Origin of the sequence: Nonomuraea harbinensis, assembly GCF_019396385.1 — a bacterium.
Classification (GTDB): domain Bacteria; phylum Actinomycetota; class Actinomycetes; order Streptosporangiales; family Streptosporangiaceae; genus Nonomuraea; species Nonomuraea ferruginea.
In genome coordinates, this window is the sequence record NZ_JAHKRN010000076.1 from 14,331 (window position 1) to 30,614 (window position 16,284).

Annotated in this window: 17 protein-coding genes and 1 pseudogene; 9 read left to right on the forward strand and 9 right to left on the reverse strand. The window is 72.9% G+C overall.

Translation table 11 applies throughout. The features are described 5' to 3' along the window. Positions 1-90 precede the first annotated feature (90 nt). Together KME79_RS41415 and KME79_RS41420 are read left to right on the forward strand one after the other, a co-directional pair. Complete coding sequence (locus KME79_RS41415; protein ID WP_219551534.1) at positions 91-1,878, forward strand: bifunctional metallophosphatase/5'-nucleotidase; 1,788 nt, start codon at positions 91-93, stop codon at positions 1,876-1,878. Positions 1,879-2,080: 202 nt separating this feature from the next. Continuing rightward, positions 2,081-3,058 (forward strand): NAD-dependent epimerase/dehydratase family protein, encoded by a 978-nt coding sequence (locus tag KME79_RS41420; RefSeq protein ID WP_219551536.1) that lies wholly within the window; start codon positions 2,081-2,083, stop codon positions 3,056-3,058. Positions 3,059-3,065: 7 nt separating this feature from the next. Here KME79_RS41420 and KME79_RS41425 read toward each other — a convergent pair whose 3' ends face one another. Beyond that, positions 3,066-4,499, reverse strand: coding sequence for an MFS transporter (locus KME79_RS41425; RefSeq protein ID WP_271275162.1), 1,434 nt, complete (start codon positions 4,497-4,499; stop codon positions 3,066-3,068). Beyond that, on the reverse strand, positions 4,454-5,083 hold the full coding sequence (locus tag KME79_RS41430; RefSeq protein ID WP_219551538.1) for a TetR/AcrR family transcriptional regulator: 630 nt from the start codon (positions 5,081-5,083) through the stop codon (positions 4,454-4,456). Before KME79_RS41430 ends, KME79_RS41425 begins: the two co-directional genes overlap by 46 nt. Before the next feature lie 117 nt (positions 5,084-5,200). Between KME79_RS41430 and KME79_RS41435 the strand changes: the two genes are divergently transcribed. Continuing rightward, a complete protein-coding gene (locus KME79_RS41435) occupies positions 5,201-5,539 on the forward strand; it encodes a hypothetical protein (RefSeq protein WP_148036589.1) in 339 nt (112 codons plus the stop codon). On the opposite strand, the gene KME79_RS41440 is transcribed toward KME79_RS41435, so the two are convergent. Next, positions 5,478-7,196, reverse strand: coding sequence for an alkyl/aryl-sulfatase (locus tag KME79_RS41440; protein WP_219551540.1), 1,719 nt, complete (start codon positions 7,194-7,196; stop codon positions 5,478-5,480). The genes KME79_RS41435 and KME79_RS41440 overlap by 62 nt on opposite strands. A 124-nt stretch (positions 7,197-7,320) precedes the next feature. Between KME79_RS41440 and KME79_RS41445 the strand changes: the two genes are divergently transcribed. From KME79_RS41445 to KME79_RS41455, 3 genes and pseudogenes are all read left to right on the forward strand, one after another. Continuing rightward, positions 7,321-7,962 (forward strand): HAD family hydrolase, encoded by a 642-nt coding sequence (locus tag KME79_RS41445; protein ID WP_261809056.1) that lies wholly within the window; start codon positions 7,321-7,323, stop codon positions 7,960-7,962. Between the two features lie 20 nt (positions 7,963-7,982). Next, on the forward strand, positions 7,983-8,921 hold the full coding sequence (locus tag KME79_RS41450; RefSeq protein ID WP_219551544.1) for a ribose-phosphate diphosphokinase: 939 nt from the start codon (positions 7,983-7,985) through the stop codon (positions 8,919-8,921). A 78-nt stretch (positions 8,922-8,999) separates the two neighbouring features. After that, a pseudogene (locus tag KME79_RS41455) lies at positions 9,000-9,275 on the forward strand (SDR family oxidoreductase); the annotation flags it as partial. A 6-nt stretch (positions 9,276-9,281) separates the two neighbouring features. Here KME79_RS41455 and KME79_RS41460 read toward each other — a convergent pair. Next, the gene (locus KME79_RS41460) at positions 9,282-10,052 is read right to left on the reverse strand and encodes an SDR family oxidoreductase (RefSeq protein ID WP_219551546.1); all 771 of its coding nucleotides are present in this window, start codon (positions 10,050-10,052) and stop codon (positions 9,282-9,284) included. Between the two features lie 84 nt (positions 10,053-10,136). Here KME79_RS41460 and KME79_RS41465 point away from each other — a divergent pair, with 84 nt between their 5' ends. Beyond that, positions 10,137-10,865 carry a nucleotidyltransferase domain-containing protein gene (locus tag KME79_RS41465; protein WP_219551548.1) on the forward strand — a complete coding sequence of 243 codons (729 nt, stop codon included), beginning with the start codon at positions 10,137-10,139 and terminating at the stop codon, positions 10,863-10,865. Here KME79_RS41465 and KME79_RS41470 read toward each other — a convergent pair. Next, positions 10,849-11,388: a TetR/AcrR family transcriptional regulator gene (locus tag KME79_RS41470; protein WP_219551550.1), complete on the reverse strand. Its 540-nt coding sequence runs from the start codon at positions 11,386-11,388 to the stop codon at positions 10,849-10,851. The genes KME79_RS41465 and KME79_RS41470 overlap by 17 nt on opposite strands. A 102-nt stretch (positions 11,389-11,490) precedes the next feature. Here KME79_RS41470 and KME79_RS41475 point away from each other — a divergent pair, with 102 nt between their 5' ends. Beyond that, a complete protein-coding gene (locus tag KME79_RS41475) occupies positions 11,491-11,859 on the forward strand; it encodes an RNA polymerase sigma factor (protein ID WP_308249238.1) in 369 nt (122 codons plus the stop codon). Further along, the gene (locus KME79_RS41480) at positions 11,856-12,323 is read left to right on the forward strand and encodes a hypothetical protein (RefSeq protein ID WP_219551552.1); all 468 of its coding nucleotides are present in this window, start codon (positions 11,856-11,858) and stop codon (positions 12,321-12,323) included. Before KME79_RS41475 ends, KME79_RS41480 begins: the two co-directional genes overlap by 4 nt. A gap of 53 nt (positions 12,324-12,376) precedes the next feature. Here KME79_RS41480 and KME79_RS41485 read toward each other — a convergent pair whose 3' ends face one another. The 4 genes from KME79_RS41485 to KME79_RS41500 all read right to left on the reverse strand — a co-directional run. Then, positions 12,377-13,381: an ABC transporter ATP-binding protein gene (locus KME79_RS41485; RefSeq protein ID WP_219551554.1), complete on the reverse strand. Its 1,005-nt coding sequence runs from the start codon at positions 13,379-13,381 to the stop codon at positions 12,377-12,379. Further along, positions 13,378-14,367 carry an ABC transporter ATP-binding protein gene (locus tag KME79_RS41490; protein ID WP_219551556.1) on the reverse strand — a complete coding sequence of 330 codons (990 nt, stop codon included), beginning with the start codon at positions 14,365-14,367 and terminating at the stop codon, positions 13,378-13,380. Before KME79_RS41490 ends, KME79_RS41485 begins: the two co-directional genes overlap by 4 nt. Continuing rightward, positions 14,364-15,248 (reverse strand): ABC transporter permease, encoded by an 885-nt coding sequence (locus KME79_RS41495; protein WP_148036579.1) that lies wholly within the window; start codon positions 15,246-15,248, stop codon positions 14,364-14,366. Before KME79_RS41495 ends, KME79_RS41490 begins: the two co-directional genes overlap by 4 nt. Next, the coding region (locus KME79_RS41500; RefSeq protein ID WP_219551558.1) for an ABC transporter permease at positions 15,245-16,284 on the reverse strand (1,040 nt) is incomplete at its 5' end. The genes KME79_RS41495 and KME79_RS41500, both read right to left, overlap by 4 nt.

Below are 16,284 nucleotides of genomic sequence, written 5' to 3' on the forward strand. Positions count from 1 at the left end.
ACAACTGGCAAATACCGCCAGCCGGGGCCCCGATGAATCGTTACCTTTGCGACATTGGCTGCACGGATTGTCGCCGTAACGTCATGGGCCATGACGTCCCGTTCCTTCCTCCGGCTGGCGCTGGCCGGAGCGGTCGCCTCAGGCGGACTCCTGCTCGCCGGTCTCCCGGCAGACGCGAGTAAAACTCACAAGCCGCGTACGGTCCCCGTCCGGCTGCTCGCACTGAACGACTTCCACGGCCACCTGGAACCTCCGACCGGGTCCTCCGGCCGGATGGTCGACGAGCACGGCAACACCGTCGACGCGGGCGGCGCCGCGTACGTCGCCACGCACATGAAGGCGCTGGCCGACAGGAACACGATCGCGGTGGCGCAGGGCGACCTCATCGGCGCCACCCCGCTCATCTCGGCCGCCTACCACGACGAGCCGACGGTCGAGCTGATGGGCAAGCTCGGGCTCAAGGTGGCCGCGGTCGGCAACCACGAGTTCGACGAGGGCTACGACGAGCTGCGGCGGATCATGAAGGGCGGCTGCCACCCGGTGGACGGCTGCTCCCCCGCCGGCAGGTGGAAGGGCGCCGCCTTCGACTACGTGGGCGCGAACGTGCTCTTCAAGAACCGGCACGAGCGCACCGACGCGCTCTCGGCGCTCGGCAACAGCCCGCAGATCAAGAAGCTGATGGCCGACTGGGGCGTGCCCGCGCTGCCCCCGGTCAGCGTCAAGTGGATGAACGGGGTGCCGATCGGCTTCATCGGCCTGGTCACGCAGACCACGCCGACGATCGTCACCTCCGAGGGCATCAAGAACATCAAGTTCGTGGACGAGGTCAAGGCCGCGAACGTGGCGTCCAAGCTGCTCACGCTGGTGGGCGTGAAGGCCCAGGTCGTGCTCGTGCACGAGGGCGACCAGGTGACGCCGAACCAGTCGCCCGACGCGTGCAGCGCGGTCCCCGGCGCGGGCAACCGGATCGCCACCCAGGTCGACGCCGAGATCGACCTCGTGCTCAGCGGCCACTCGCACCAGGCGTACCTGTGCACGGTCAAGGACCCGCGGGGCCGTGACCGGCTGTTCTCGCAGGGCGGCTCGTTCGGCCGCGTCATCACCCAGGTGGACCTCCAGGTCGACACCCGCACCCGCGACATCGACCGGTCCTCCACCGTGGCCGACAACCACGTCGTGACCCGCACGGTCGCCCCGGACCCGGAGATCACCGCGTTCGTGCAGACGTGGAAGGACCGCGTGTCCGGGGTGGCCAACCGGCCCGTCGGCACGATCACCGCGGACATCCCGAACGTCGCGGTCGCGTCCGGAGAGTCGCCGCTCGGCAACCTGATCGCCGACGCCCAGCTGGCGGCCACCAGGACCGGCGGCAACGCGCAGATCGCGTTCATGAACCCGGGCGGCGTCCGCGCGTCGCTGAGCTACGCGGGCTCGCCGGCCGGTGAGGGCGACGGGGTCGTCACGTACGGCGAGGCGTTCACGGTCCAGCCGTTCAACAACCTGATGCAGGTGGTGACGCTGACCGGGGCGCAGCTGAAGACGCTGCTGGAGCAGCAGTTCACCGGCGGCCCGAACAACCAGCCGTTCAACCGGATCCTGCAGCCGTCGGCGAACCTGACCTACACCTACGGCCAGAGCGCGCCGTGGGGCAGCAAGGTCTCGAACATCATGATCGACGGCCAGCCGGTGACCGACGCCCAGACCATCCGGGTGGCGGCGAACAACTTCCTGGTGGGCGGCGGTGACGCCTTCCCGGTGTTCACCGAGGGCACCGACCTGTGGAGCGGCCCGCTCGACATCGACGCCTTCGTCGACTACCTGGGCCAGAACAACCCGATCGCGCCTCCGGCCACGAACCGGATCACCGTGACCGGCTGACACCCGGACGTGAAAGAGCCCGCTTCCCGTCACTGACGCCCCTGAAACCCACGGGAAGCGGGCCCTCGTCCCTTGATGCGACAACCTCCGAGCCGCCTCTGCCCGGCGGCGACGGGTCTAATCATCGAGTTCCGCTGTGAGCGATTCCGCTGTCGGCTTGGCGGGGTTACGTGCGGCCGGACTCCGACGGCACAGTGAGCGGATGAGACTTCTGGTGCTGGGCGGGACCGAGTTCGTCGGCCGGGCCTTCGTGACGGAGGCGCTGGCCCTCGGCCACGACGTGACCGTGCTCAACCGGGGCACGCACGAACCACCCGCCGGGGTGACCGCGCTGCGCGGCGACCGCGCGCGGCCCGACGGGCTCGACGCGCTGGCCGGCGGCGAGTGGGACGTCGTCGCCGACACCTGGTCGTGGGCGCCGTCCGCGGTGCGCGACGCCGCCTCGCTGCTCGCCGGCCGGGCCGGTCACTACGTGTACGTGTCCAGCCGGTCCGTCTACGCCCCGCCCGTCCCGTACGGAGCAGACGAGAGCGCGCCGGTCGTCGAGGGGTCGCCCGACGGCGGCGAAGGCGGATACGCGGAGATGAAGGCGGGCGGCGAGCTCGCCGCGACCGCGGCGTTCGGCGGGCGGGCGCTGCTCGCCCGCGCCGGGCTGATCATCGGCCCGCACGAGAACATCGGGCGGCTGCCGTGGTGGTTGTCCAGGATCGCGCGGGGCGGGCCGGTGCTCGCTCCGGAGCCCGCCGGCCTCGGCCTGCAGTACGTGGACGCCCGCGACCTGGCCAGGTGGTGCCTCGAAGCCGCGCTCGACGGGGTCGGCGGCGCCTTCAACGTGGTGAGCCCGCCGGGGTTCGTCACCATGCGGGAGCTGCTGGAGACCTGTGTGCGGGTCACCGGGTCGGACGCGGAGCTGCGCTGGACGAGCGAGGAGGCGATCCTGGCGGCCGGGGTGCAGCCGTGGACCGACCTGCCCATCTGGCTGACCGGCGAGGGCCACGCGTTCGTGCACGGCGGCGACGTGTCCAGGGCGGTGGCGGCGGGCCTGCGGTGCCGGCCGGTCGAGGAGACCGTGGCCGACACCTGGGCCTGGCTCAGGAGCATCGGCGGGCGGGCGCCCGTGCGGCCCGACCGGCCCGCCGTCGGCCTCGACCCGGACGTGGAGGCCACGCTGCTGGCCTGAGCTGCTCTCATGACCGGCGCAGCAGGTCGTAGAGCGCCGCGGCGAGCCCCGCGCAGACGAACAGCACGACGACCATGAGGCCGTGCCTGAAGGCGACCGGCCAGCCCTGGCCGAGCAGGCCGAAGAAGACCGAGCCGGCGGCCGCGATGCCGATGGCCGAGCCGAGCCGCTGACCGGTCTGCAGCACGCCCGCCGCGCTGCCGCCGCCCGCCGGCGGCACCTGCGACAGCGTGACCGCCTGGTTGGGCGCGATGGTCAGGCCGCTGCCGACGCCCGCCACGAGCAGCGGCAGCGCGGTCGCCAGCGCCACGTGCGGGCCGGGCACGAGCAGGGTGGCGGCCATGGTCGCCAGCAGTCCGGCGACCACCGTGACCAGCCCGGCGACGACCACGCGGCGGCCCGCGCGGTTCACCAGCCGGCCGCCGACCACCGCCGCCCCGGCCGAGCCGACCGCGAACGGGGTGATCGCCAGACCGGCGAGCAGCGGGCTGTAGTGCAGGCCCGCCTGCAGGTAGAGGGTGAAGATGAAGAAGATGCCGGTGAACCCGGCGAAGTACAGCAGCGCGATCGCCGTACCGAGACCGTAGGAGCGCAGCCTGAACAGCGACAGGTCCACCAGCGGCTCCCCGCGGTAGCGCCGCTCCCAGGCGACGAAGGCCGCCAGCAGCGCCAGCGACGCCGGGACCAGCAGCCACTTGCCCGCGCCCGGCCACTGGTGCTGCTGGATGAACGGCAGCAGCAGCACGGTCACGGCCACCCCGAGCAGCAGCACCCCGACGGGATCCATGCTCTCCCGGCGCCCGGTCCGCTCCGGCGGCGGCAGCAGCCGGCGCGCCAGCGGCACCAGGACCAGCCCGATCGGCACGTTCACCAGGAACACCAGCCGCCAGCCCTGGTCGGCGCCGAAGGCGGAGACCAGCGCGCCGCCGATGAGCGGCCCCGCCGCGGTCGAGACGCCGATGGTGGCGCCGAGCGCGCCGAACGCCCGGCCCCGCTCCGCGCCCCGGAACATCTGCTGGATGAGCCCCGACACCTGCGGGTTGATCATCCCGGCGGCCAGGCCCTGCAGCAGCCGGGACACGATCAGCACCGGCATGGTGGGGGCGAACCCGCACGCCGCGCTGGCGAGCGTGAACAGCGCCACCCCCCACATGAAGACCGTCCGCCGGCTGCGCGCGTCACCCAGCCGGCCCGCCGGCACCAGGAGCAGGCCGAAAGTAAGGGCGTAACCGGACAGGATCCACTGCAGGCCCGCCTCCGACGCGTGCAGGCCCTCCCGGATCGAGGGCAGGGCGACGTTGACGATGCTCACGTCGAGCCCGGCCATGAACGCGGCCGTCAGGCAGACGGCCAGCGCGTGCTTGCGGGTGTCCGCCACGTGCTCCCCCGGTTCGGTCAGCAGCCCCGGAGCAGCGAGCGGGAGAGCGTCTCGTACACCCACGACTCCCACTCGGCCGGCGGCCAGCGCCGCTGTTCGGTCAGCAGCTGGTACGTCTCCGGGCTCACCAGCGCGTAGACCAGATCTCCTGCCCTTTCCGACGACATGCCATCCCTCAGGCCGCCGATCTCCGCCAGGTGGCGGGCGAGCGCCAGGTGGTCGGCGTGGCGCTGACGCTGGTTGGTCTCCCAGGTGACGGCCATCTCGGGGTCGGCGCCGGCGGCGTCGCGCAGGACGCGCATCAGCGGCGCCACGCGTTCGAAGATCACCCGGGCGTTGCCCACCCAGATCCGCAGCGACCCGGCGGGGTCGGGCTCCCCCGTGGCCTGGAGGGCCCACGGCCGCTCGATCAGCGGCACCGGCTCGTCGTCGCCCGCCGTCAGCACGTCGAGGCCCTCGGCGAGGACGCCGCGCTTGTTGCCGAAGTGGAAGTAGACCGTCTGGACGGCCACCCCGGCGCGGTCGGCGATCTGCTCCAGCGTCGTCGCGGCGTAGCCCTGGCCGACGAAGAGCCGCAACGCCTCCTCGACGATCCGGCGCCGGGTCGTTCTGCGCTGCTCCGCCCGCCGGCTCTTGACGCGGTCCACGAGCCTGAGCGTACTCTGGTGCCTCGATTCGCTAGAGCGGACTCTAGTCACGGTGTCGGACGCCCTGCTCGAGGGGGGCGGGGCGCTCGGCCCGGACCGGCGGGTTACGGTGAGTAGGTGACTCGTGACGCTCGGGGGCAGCTCTGGCTGGTGGCGGCCACGCTGGCGTGGGCGGTGCTCGCGATGCTGTCGCCGCCGCTGGTCTGGCTGGTGTTCCCGCTGTTCTTCGGCTTCCTGCACGTGCTGCCGCTGTGGGCGGCGACGCTGGGCGTGACCGTGCTGACCTGCGTGAGCGCCGCGGCGGCGAGCTGGCACGCCGGTGGTCCTTCGGCGCCGCTGGTGCTCGGGCCGGTGCTGCTGGCGGCCGCGGCCACGCTGCTGTGGACGCGCCGGTTCAGGGGGTCACGATCGCGAAGCCGGGCACAGGGGCGTCCAGCGCGGCGAACAGGCGCTTGAGCGCCCGCATGTCGCCCTCCCTCGACACCTCGCCGACGCCCCGCCCGGCGAGCAGTGCGACGAGCTGGGCCTGGGTGAGCCGCAGCGTCAGGTCGACAGGCCCTTCCGGCGGGTCCGCCTGCCGGATGAGCACGCCGTTGGACAGCACCGTGCGGTAGCGGCGGCCCAGGTCGGTCAGGTGCCAGTCGATGGCCAGGTTCTCGCTCCAGGCCTTCGGGCCGTCCACCCGGACGGCGAGCGCGTCCAGGACCTGCTCGGCGCCGAGCGCGGCGAGCGTGCCCGGCGCGACGGTCCCGCCGTCCGCGGCCGCGATCCCGTCCGTGAGCTCCAGCGCCCCCATCAGGTACGCGTTGCGCCAGGCGGGGTCGCGGGCCCCGTGACCGAGCCGGGTGTAGACCTCGGCCAGCAGGTCGCGGGCCCGCTTGTTGCCCTCGTCCGCGAAGACCGCGTGGTTGAGGAGCTGGGCGGCGAAGCGCAGGTCGCCCCCGGCGGCGTACCTCTCGGCCAGGGCCACCACGGCCGCGCCGCCGCCGAGGCACTCCACGTAGCGGATCGCGCTCTGCCGGGGCGGGTGCTCCCACAGGTGGGCCGGGTTGCCGTCGAACCAGCCCAGGTAGTGCTGGTAGACGGCCCTGATGACGCCGGCCGAGCCGGGCAGGGCGGCCAGGGCGGGCGGCAGTTGCAGGCACTCGGCGATCTCCTGGGGGGTCAGGCCCTTGTTCATCAGGCGCACGGTCTGGTCGTGCAGGTAGGAGTGCAGGTCGCGGTGCCGCTCCAGCAGGCGCGTGACCTCCTCGCCGCCCCGTACGGGCTCGTGGTGAGCGGCGAAGGCCACGTCGGCGCGGCCGGCGAAGAGCGTGATCGCCTCCGACAGACCGCGCGTCCACAGCCGGGGGTCGCACCCGCCCGGCGGGTCGCCGGCGTTCACCGCCAGGCCGAGCGCGCGCCGCTCGGGCAGCAGGAACGCCAGCGCCGCGCCGGGCACGAGCTGGAACAGGAACCGCACCCCGTCGAGCGTCTCCTCCTGGCCGGTCCGCTCGACCAGCGCCGTGGGCGGGACCAGGGAGACCGTGCCCGCCGACCGCGCCGGGCCGAGCCGCCCCTCGGGCCCTCCCGGCAGCGCCGGGCCGTAGGTGTAGGCGGCCCGGCGGTTCGCGGCGGGGGCCGCGTACAGGAACTCCTCGGCGGCGCGGTCCAGGAAGCCGGCGGGGGCGAGCACGGGCACGCCGCCGAGGGTGACGCCGCGGGAGCCGCCGAAGCGGTCGGCGCGGGAGTGCGAGTAGATCACCGCCGAGACCGGCCGGTCGCCGCGGTGCCCGCGGTACAGCCGCAGCGCGGCCGCGGCGCACTCGGCGGAGCGGAGCGGGTCCACGACGACCACGCCGGCGTCGCCCTCCACGAGGGTCATCGCCGCCCGGTCGAGCCCGCGTACCTGATAGACGCCCTCGGCCACCTCGTACAGGCCGCGCCGGGCGAGCAGCCCGGCCTGCGTCCACAGGCTGGGGTGCGCCGTGGCCGGGCAGCCGCCGACCACCCGTCCGTACGCGTCCGCGTCCCACACCACCTTGCCGTCGGCGTCCCTGACGACGGCGGAGGCGAGAGGGGCGACGAAACCCGCGCCCCTATCGTCGTCAGCCTCGTACGGAAGCTCGGCCATGCCTGAGAAATGCCCGGAAAGCAGGATGGGCACGGTCAACGTACGTACGAAACACCGTGAACCTCCCTTGGCTTGACTTATCGGGAAATAGTGGACGACCGAGAGCATGGGTAGGGTCTTGTCCGTGGAAGCCTGCGTATTCGATCTCGACGGCGTGCTGGTCGACTCCGAGCCGGTGTGGGAGGAGGTGCGCCGCGCCTTCGTCGCCGAGCACGGCGGCACCTGGCAGGACGACACCCAGTCGCGGCTCATGGGCATGAGCACCGCCGAGTGGGCCTCGTACCTGCACGAGCTCGGCGTGCGGCTGCCGCCGGACGAGATCGCCCGGCAGGTCGTCGACCGGATGGCCGAGCGCTACCGCGCCCACCTGCCGCTGATGAAGGGCGCGCCCGAGGCGGTGCGGCGGCTCGGCGACCACTTCACGCTCGGGCTGGCCAGCTCCTCGCCCCGGCGGCTCATCGACGTGGTGCTCGAGTCGAGCGACCTGCACGACTGCTTCGACGCCACCGTCTCCACCGAGGAGGTGGACCGAGGCAAGCCCGCCCCCGACGGCTACCTGAAGGTGGCCCGGCTCCTCGGCGTCGATCCCGACGAGTGCGTGGCGGTCGAGGACTCCAGCAACGGGCTGCGCTCGGCGGACGCGGCCGGCATGCGGGTCGTCGCCGTCCTGCACCCGCGCTACCCGCCCGCGCCGGACGCGCTGGTCCTGGCCTGGCGCATCGTCGAGCGTCTGGACGCGCTCACCCCCGAGCTGCTCGACGGGTGATCCGCTACTCTTTGGAAATCGTGCGAGACATCACGGTTTTCAGTGGCAGCGCCCATCCCGAGCTGGCCGAGGAGATCTGCTCCCACCTCGGCGTCCCCCTCCATCCTGTGCGCGTCTCGCGCTTCGCCAACGACGTCATCGCGGTCCAGCTCCAGGCCAACTGCCGCGAGCGCGACGTCTTCCTGATCCAGCCGCTGGTGCCGCCCACCCAGGAACACCTGGTGGAGCTGCTGCTCATGCTCGACGCCGCCCGGGGCGCCTCGGCGGCGCGCATCACCGTCGTGCTGCCTCACTACGCCTACGCCCGCTCCGACAAGAAGGACGCGCCGCGCATCTCGCTCGGCGCCCGCCTGGTGGCCGACCTGATGGTGGCGGCCGGGGCCGGCCGGGTGCTGACGATGACCCTCCACTCGCCGCAGGTCCACGGCTTCTTCAGCGTCCCCGTCGACCACCTGCACGCGCTGCGCGAGCTGGCGGCCCACTTCTCCCGCCACGACCTGTCCGACACCGTCGTGGTCTCCCCCGACCTGGGCAACGCCAAGGAGGCCGCCCACTTCGCCCGCCTGATCGGGGCCGATGTGGCGATGGGCGCCAAGCAGCGCTTCAGCGACGACCGCGTGGTGATCAGCTCGGTGATCGGCGACGTCGAGGGCAAGGAGGTGATCATCCTGGACGACGAGATCGCCAAGGGAAGCACCGTCATCGAGCTCCTCGACCGCCTCCGCGAGCGCGGCGTCCGCTCCGTCCGCGTCGCCTGCACCCACGGCCTGTTCTCCGACGGCGCGATCGAGCGGCTCAGCGCGCTGCCGGAGGTCAAGGAGATCGTCTGCACCAACACCGTCCCCCCGCCCAAGCCCGGCGACAAACTCACGGTCCTGTCCATCGCCCCGGCGCTGGCCGAGGCCATGCGCCGCATCCACTTCGGCGAGTCCGTCAGCGCCCTGTTCGGCACCCCGTGATCGACACCGGACTGGGCGCACACGACCCCCTCCGGCTCCGCCGCGGAGGAGCCGGCCGCCGAGCTCGGTGACGCGGTCGCCGTCGCCCCCGCCCTGCTCCTCGACGAGCCGGCCAGGAGGGAGCGGGCCGCGGCCGTGGTGAACATCAGCACCGACGCCGCCCGCGCCTTTCCCGGCCAGATCGGCTACGGCACGTCCAAGGCCGCCCTCGAAGCGCTCACCCGCGCGATCGTGCCGCTGGGGCGGGTCGGCGAGCCGGAGGACATCGCCGGCGCCGTCGTGTTCCTGGCCTCACGGCAGGCGCGGTGGATCACCGGCCAGGTCATCCAGGTCGCCGGAGGGCACGCGCTCTGACGGCGGTCAGGCGGAGATGCCGCCGTCGCTCTTCAGCAGCTGGCCGTTGATCCAGCCGCCCTGGGGAGAGCAGAGGAACCGCACCAGGTCGGCGGTGTCGCGCGGGGTGCCGAGCCGGCCCAGCGGGGTGTGCTCGGCGCAGGTGGCCTTCAGGTCGTCGGGCATCCACCCGGTGTCGATCGGGCCGGGGTTGATCACGTTCGCGGTTACGCCGAGGTGGGCCAGCTCGCGGGCGGCGGCGAGCGTGATGCGGTCCAGCGCGCCCTTGCTCGCCCCGTACGGGAGGTTGCCGACGACGTGGTCGCTGGTGAGCGCGACGATCCGGCCGGTGCCGTGGGCGCCGCGGAACCGGCGGCCGTACTCGCGGATCAGCAGCCAGGAGGCGCGGGCGTTGACGGCGAAGTGGCGGTCGAAGCTGGCCACGGTCGTGTCGAGCAGCCCGGAGTCGACGGACTCGCAGTGGCACATCACCAGCGCGGTGACGTTGCCCAGCCGGCTCTCCACCTCGTCGAACACCCGCGCCGGCGTCTCCGTCTCGACCAGGTCGGCCTCCACGGCCGCGACGGCCGCGCCCTCGCCCGCCAGCGCCTTGCGGATCGTCTCGGGGGCCCCGGCCTCGGCGCCCCACGCCATCCGCTCGTCGTACGGAGTCCAGTAGGTGAAGCCGACGTCCCACCCGGAGGCGGCCAGCCGGGTCGCGATCCCGGCCCCGATCCCCACAGTCCTGCCCACCCCGGTGATCAGCGCCACGGGCCGCGCACTCTGCTCGAAGCTCATCCGGCGATGGTCCCCGAGCGGGCGTGTCCGGGGCAATGCCTTTAACCGCTTGTCATCGAACCATGGAGAGGGAGAGTAGAGATCATGCACACCTCTACCGAGATCCTGCTCACCCGGTTCCTGTCGGAGGCCGGGGCCGCCGTGCCGCTGATGGCGGTGTGGGCGCACGGGTCACTGGCCAAGGGCGACTACCAGCCGGGGCGGAGCGATCTGGACCTGATCGCCGTGGTCCGGGAGCCGCTGGACGAGCGGCGGCGCGACGCTGTGGAGCGGCTGCACCGAGGGCTGGACGGGGCGCTGGCCGAACGGCTGCACTGCTCGTACATGACCGACGGGCAGCTGGCCGAACACGGACGGGAGCACGTGACGTGGGCGATGGGCGAGCTGTTCGAGCGGCCGGTCACCGCCGTGACCCGGCGGGAGCTGCTCACGGGGGCGCTGGAGCTGTACGGACCGGGGCCGGACGCGCTGATCCCGCCGGTGTCCGACGCGGAGCTGGCCGCGTTCGTCCAGGCCGATCTGCGGGACTTCTGGCTGGTGAAGACGCGGGGCCGGCGGCGGTGGCTGCTGGACGAGTGGGTGGACCTGGGCATGGTCACGGTGGCGCGGGCGGCCGTGACGCTGCGGGACGGGCGGTTGATCAGCAAGCGGGAGGCGCTCGACGTGCTCGGCGAGATGGGCGCGCCGCCGGTCGTGGTGGACGGGATCAGGGCCCGCAGGTACGGGACGGACGGGCCGGTGCTGAGCCGGTTCCGCAGGGCGAAGCTGGCCCGCCGGTTCATCAGGCAGGCGATCGTCAGAGTGCTCGGGTGAGGCGGCGCAGCGCGCCGGTGATCTGCTCCGGGCTGAGCGTCCGGCGCTGCTGGACGTAGACGTCGGGGGCCAGCGGGGCGAGCAGGACGTCGGCCAGCGCGTCGGGCCCGGGGGTGCCGGCGGCGGCGAGCAGGGAGCGTACGTGCGCGCGCCAGAAGCCGTACGCGCCGGTCTCGAACCGCGAGCGGCCCACCTCGCTGCCCAGCACCAGGTGGGCGTGGTCCTCCAGCAGGCCGACCATGGCGGCGTAGAAGGCGGCCAGCCGCTCGGCCGGCGGCGCGCCGGGACCCAGCGGCGGGTCGCCGCGCAGCAGTTTCTCCTGCAGGGCGCGCTCGTGCTCGTCGAGCAGGGCGACGGCGATGGCGGCGCGGTCGGGGTAGCGGCGGTAGAGGGTGCCGCGGCCCACGCCGGCCGCCTTGGCGATGTCCTCCATCGTCACCTCGTGCGGCGGCCTGCTCGCGAACAGCTTCGCGGCCGCGTCGAGGACGCGGGCCCGGTTGCGCGCGGCGTCGGCTCTCTCCATCAGCAGTCGGGGCGATGCTCCACCCCGTCCCCCTTCCGTACGAGCAGTCTCGCAGAGCCGGCTCCTTTGTAAGGCACCGGCCGTCTCCCGCCAATTACAGGTGTGGCGCGATTCCTGGCCCGCCGGGTCGACGACCCTCACCAGGTCGCCGATCTGGTGGCGGACGTGCTCCTGGCGGTGATGGAGTCCGCCCACACCTATCGGCCTGAGCGCGGCAGCGAGGTCGCGTGGCTGTACGGCGTGGCCCGCAACACGCTCTCCGCCGAACGGCGCCGGGCGTTGCGTGAGTCCCAGCTGACCGACCGGGTGAGCAGGCGAAGACCGCTGGACAGCGACGACATCAGCCGGGTGGAGAAGGTCACGGTCACGGAGGCCGCGGCCGCCCTGGGCATCCGGTCGGGGACCGCCATGGTGCGGCTGCACCGCGCGCGCCTCGCGGGGGCCGCCGCCTGTTCCTGGGGCTGGCGGTGACGGGGGCGGCGGCGGTCACGGCGCTCTCGGTGCCGCTGCTGACGGGCGCGCAGAGCGCGGCGTACGCGGTCACCGAGAAGTCCGACGGCACCGTCGGGGTGGAGATCCGCGAGTTCGAGGAGGCCGACCGGCTGGAGAGGGATCTGCGGGCGGCGGGCGTCAAGGCCGACGTCACCTACCTCGGCTCCGGCAAGCGGTGCGAGCGCGACCGGGGAGTGAGCAAGCTCCTGCCGGACGGGGCCGTCCACATGCGGAAGGGCGGGCTGGACATCGACCCGTGGCTCATCGACGCGAACCACACGCTGGTGCTGGAGTTCGCCGAGAGGGGCGGGGAGGACCCCGGAGTGGTGTGGACGCTCGCGACCATGATGATCCCCGGCGAGCCCGGCCCCTGCGTCGTCGTCGACGACCCGGACTGGGACGACCTGGGCGGCCCGGAGGGACAGCCTCCCGCGGGCAGCTGACCCCGGAACGACGCGGTCCCGGCCGCCGATACCGGGCCGGGACCGCGCGCCTTTCAGCCGGTGGCGTCCGCGTAGTAGCAGGCCGCCTGCGCCCCGGCCGAGGCGGGCAGGATCTCCAGCAGCTCACCCCTGCACCGGGCGTCCACGCCCGCCTCCGCGGCCTTGCCGGAGGCGAGCACCTGGCATCGGGCGTGGAAGCGGCAGCCGCCCGGGATCCTGGTCGGGTCCGGCGGCTCGCCGGTCAGCACCACCCGTTCGGGAGACTCGGGCAGCACCGACAGCAGGGCCTGCGTGTACGGGTGACGCGGCGCGGTCAGCACCTGCTCGACCGGCCCCGACTCGACGATCCGGCCGAGATACATGACCGCCACCCGGTCGGCGATGTTCCACGCCAGCCCCAGGTCGTGCGTGACAACCAGCGCCGACAGGCCCAGCTCGTCGCGGAGCCTGAGCATGAGCGCGAGGATCTCGCCGCGCACCGACGCGTCGAGCGAGGCCACCGGCTCGTCGGCGATCAGCACCTTCGGGTCCAGCGCCAGCGCCCCGGCGATGACCACGCGCTGCCGCTGCCCGCCGGACAGCTCGTGCGGGTAACGCAGCAGGAACCGCTCAGGCGGCCGCAGCCCGGCCCTGGCCAGCGCGTTGTTCACCACGTCCGCCTCGTCCGGCAGTCCGTGGATGCGCGGGCCCTCCGCCACCGCCTCGTAGACGGTCTGCCGGGGGTTCAGCGAGCCCATCGGGTCCTGGAGGACGAGCTGCACCTGCCTGCGGTAGTCCTTGAGCGCCCGGCTGGCGTACCGCAGCGGCTCTCCCCCGTACCGGACCGTGCCGGACGTGGGCTTCTCCAGGCCGAGCAGCGTGCGCGCGAGCGTGGTCTTGCCGCAGCCGGACTCGCCGACCAGCGCCACGATCTCGCCCTCGCCGACCGCGAGGTTCACGCCGTCGACCGCGCGGGCGCGGCGCCCGCGCGAGGCGAACTCCACGTGCAGGTCGCGGGCCTCCAGGAGGGTGCGGCGGGCCGTGGTGACCTCCTCGGCCGGGGCTTGCGTCTCTGTCATGCCTTCTCCTGTACGCGGTCCCGCCCATGGTCCCGCACGTGGACGCAGGCGGCGGCACGGCGGTCGCCGGCGGGCCACAGCTCGACGTCCAGCGTCGGGCACTCCTCCAGCGCGACCGGGCAGCGCGGGTGGAACGAGCAGCCCGTGGGCAGGTCCATCGGGTCGGGCGGGTCGCCGCCGAGTCCTTTGGGCGCCAGCCGCGACGCCGGGTCGCCGACCGTCGGGAACGCCGCCGCCAGCGCCTGGCTGTAGGGGTGCCGGGGGTCGTGGAACACCTCGCGCGACGGGCCCTGCTCGACCACGCGGCCCGCGTACATGACCGCGAGCCGGTCGCACACGTCGGCGAGCACCGACAGGTCGTGCGAGATCATGACCAGGGAGATGTCGTGCTCGGCGACCAGTTCCTTGATCAGCGTCAGCACCTGCGCCTGCACCATCACGTCGAGAGCCGTCGTGGGCTCGTCGGCGATGATGAGCCGGGGCGAGCAGGCGAGCGCCATCGCGATCATGACGCGCTGGCGCTGGCCGCCGGACAGCTCGTGCGGGTAGCTGCGGGCCCGCCAGGCGGGCAGGCCGACCTGTTCCAGCAGCTCGGCCACCCGCTTGCCGGCCTCGCCGGGCTTGGCCAGGTTGTGCACGAGCAGCGGCTCGGCGATCTGGTCGCCGATCCTGTGCACCGGGTTGAGTCCGTGCTGGGCCCCCTGGAACACGATCGACGCCTGGGCCCAGCGGACCGCGCGCAGGCGGCCCCACTTCATGGTGAGCACGTCCTCGCCGTCGAGCAGGATCCGGCCGGTGACGCGGGCGTCGCGCGGCAGCAGCCGCAGGAGCGCCATGGCCAGCGTCGACTTGCCGGACCCCGACTCGCCGGCGACCCCGAGGGCCGCCCCGCTGCCGAGCGTGAGCGACACGCCTCTCACCGCGGGCACCTCGCCCTCGGCGATGCGGTACGTGACCGAGACGTCGTCCAGTTCTAGCAGACTCATGCCCCTGCCTTCCGGAGTCGCGGGTTGAGCACGGTCTCCAGCGCCCGGCCGCAGAGCGTGAACGCCATGACGACCGCGAGGATGCACAGGCCGGGGATGAGGATGTACCACCAGGCTCCGTAGCTGGCCGCGTTCCAGTCGTAGGAGCCGCGGAGCATGGTGCCCCAGGAGGTCTTGTTCGCGGTCACGCCGAGGAAGGCCAGCGTCGACTCGGTGACAATGGCGCTGGCGACCTGGAGCGTGGTGCTGGCCAGCAGCAGCGGGGCGACGTTCGGCAGCACGTGGCGGGTGGTGATGTGCCAGTGGCCGCCGCCGAGCGCCTTGGAGCGCTCGATGTACGGCCGCGCCTCCACCGCCAGCGTCTGCGCCCTGATGAGGCGGGCGGTCGACGGCCAGGAGGTGACGCCGATCGCCATGATGATGGTGAACGTGCTGCCGCCCAGGATGGCCGCCAGGACGAGAGCGGTGACCAGCGAGGGCAGCACCAGGAACCAGTCGGTCACGCGCATGATGACGGCGCCGATCCAGCCGCGGAAGTGGCCGGCGGCGATGCCGAGCACGGTGCCGATGCCCACGGTGAGCAGCGCGGCCAGGAAGCCGATGAGCAGCGACGTGCGCGAGCCCCACCAGACCATGAGCAGGATCGAGCGCCCGGACTCGTCGGTGCCGAACGGGTAGTCCAGGCTCGGCGGGGACCATCGGGGCCCGGTGTTCTCGACCACGCTGGTGACGCCCTGGTCGATGAAGAGCGGCGCCACGACGGCCAGCGTCACGGCCACGACCAGGATGACCAGGCCGGCCAGGCCGCCGCGCTGTTTGCGGAAGTCCTCCCAGAACCGGCCGAGCGCCCGCTTCCTGCGGGTCCACGTGAAGGTGCTCATGCGGACCTCACCCTCGGGTCGAGGAGGTGGTAGACGATGTCGGCCAGTGTGTTCATCAGGATCACGGCGACCGTGATGAGCATGAACGTGCCCTGCATGAGCGTGAAGTCGGGCACCGAGATCGCGTCGTAGAACAGCTTGCCGAGCCCCGGCCAGCTGAAGACCGTCTCCGTGGTGACCGCGCCGCCGACGACGAAGCCGATGTTCATGAACACCAGCGTCACCGTGGGCAGCAGCGCGTTCGGCACGGCGTGCCTGCGCCGCAGGTCGTCGTCGCGCAGGCCCTTGGCCCGCGCGGTGTTGATGTAGTCCTGGCCCAGCTCGTCGAGCAGGGACGAGCGCATGACCAGCAGATACTGCGCGTACACCACCCCGACCATGGTCAGGCAGGGCAGCACCATGTGCCAGGCCACGTCCAGGACGTAACCGAAGCCGTCGGGCGCGTCGACGCTCTCGATGCCCCGGGTCGGGAAGATCTGGAGCCAGGCGGCGAACACCATCATCAGCAGCAGGCCGAGCCAGAACGTCGGCACCGACCACAGCACCAGCGAGGTGGCCGTGGAGAACCGGTCGAACCGGCCACCCGGCCGCCACCCGGCCCTGGTGCCCTGCCACAGGCCGAGGCTGACGGCGATGACCAGACCGACCCCGGTGAGCAGCAGCGTCGGCCCGAGGCGCTCGCCGATGAGGTCGAGGACCGGCCGCTTGTACTCGTAGGAGGTGCCGAGGTCCAGGCGGAGTGTCTTGCCGACGAAGTCGAGGAACTGCTCGGGCACCGGCTTGTCCAGGCCGAGCCGGCTCCGTTCCAGGTCGAGCTGCGCCGGGGTCATGTTGCGGCCCTGCGCGAGGTTCCGTACCGGATCTCCGGGGAGGAGCCGGAAGAGGAAGAACGTCGCGACGATCACCATGGCGATGCTCAGCAACGCCCCGCCGGCCTTGGTGAGCGCGTAGCGCAGCACGCCGCGGCGGGCGGGGCGGTCGTCCCCAGCGGGGCCCGCCGCCTGGGCGGCGGCGGGCTCTGCTGCTTCGAGCGGTG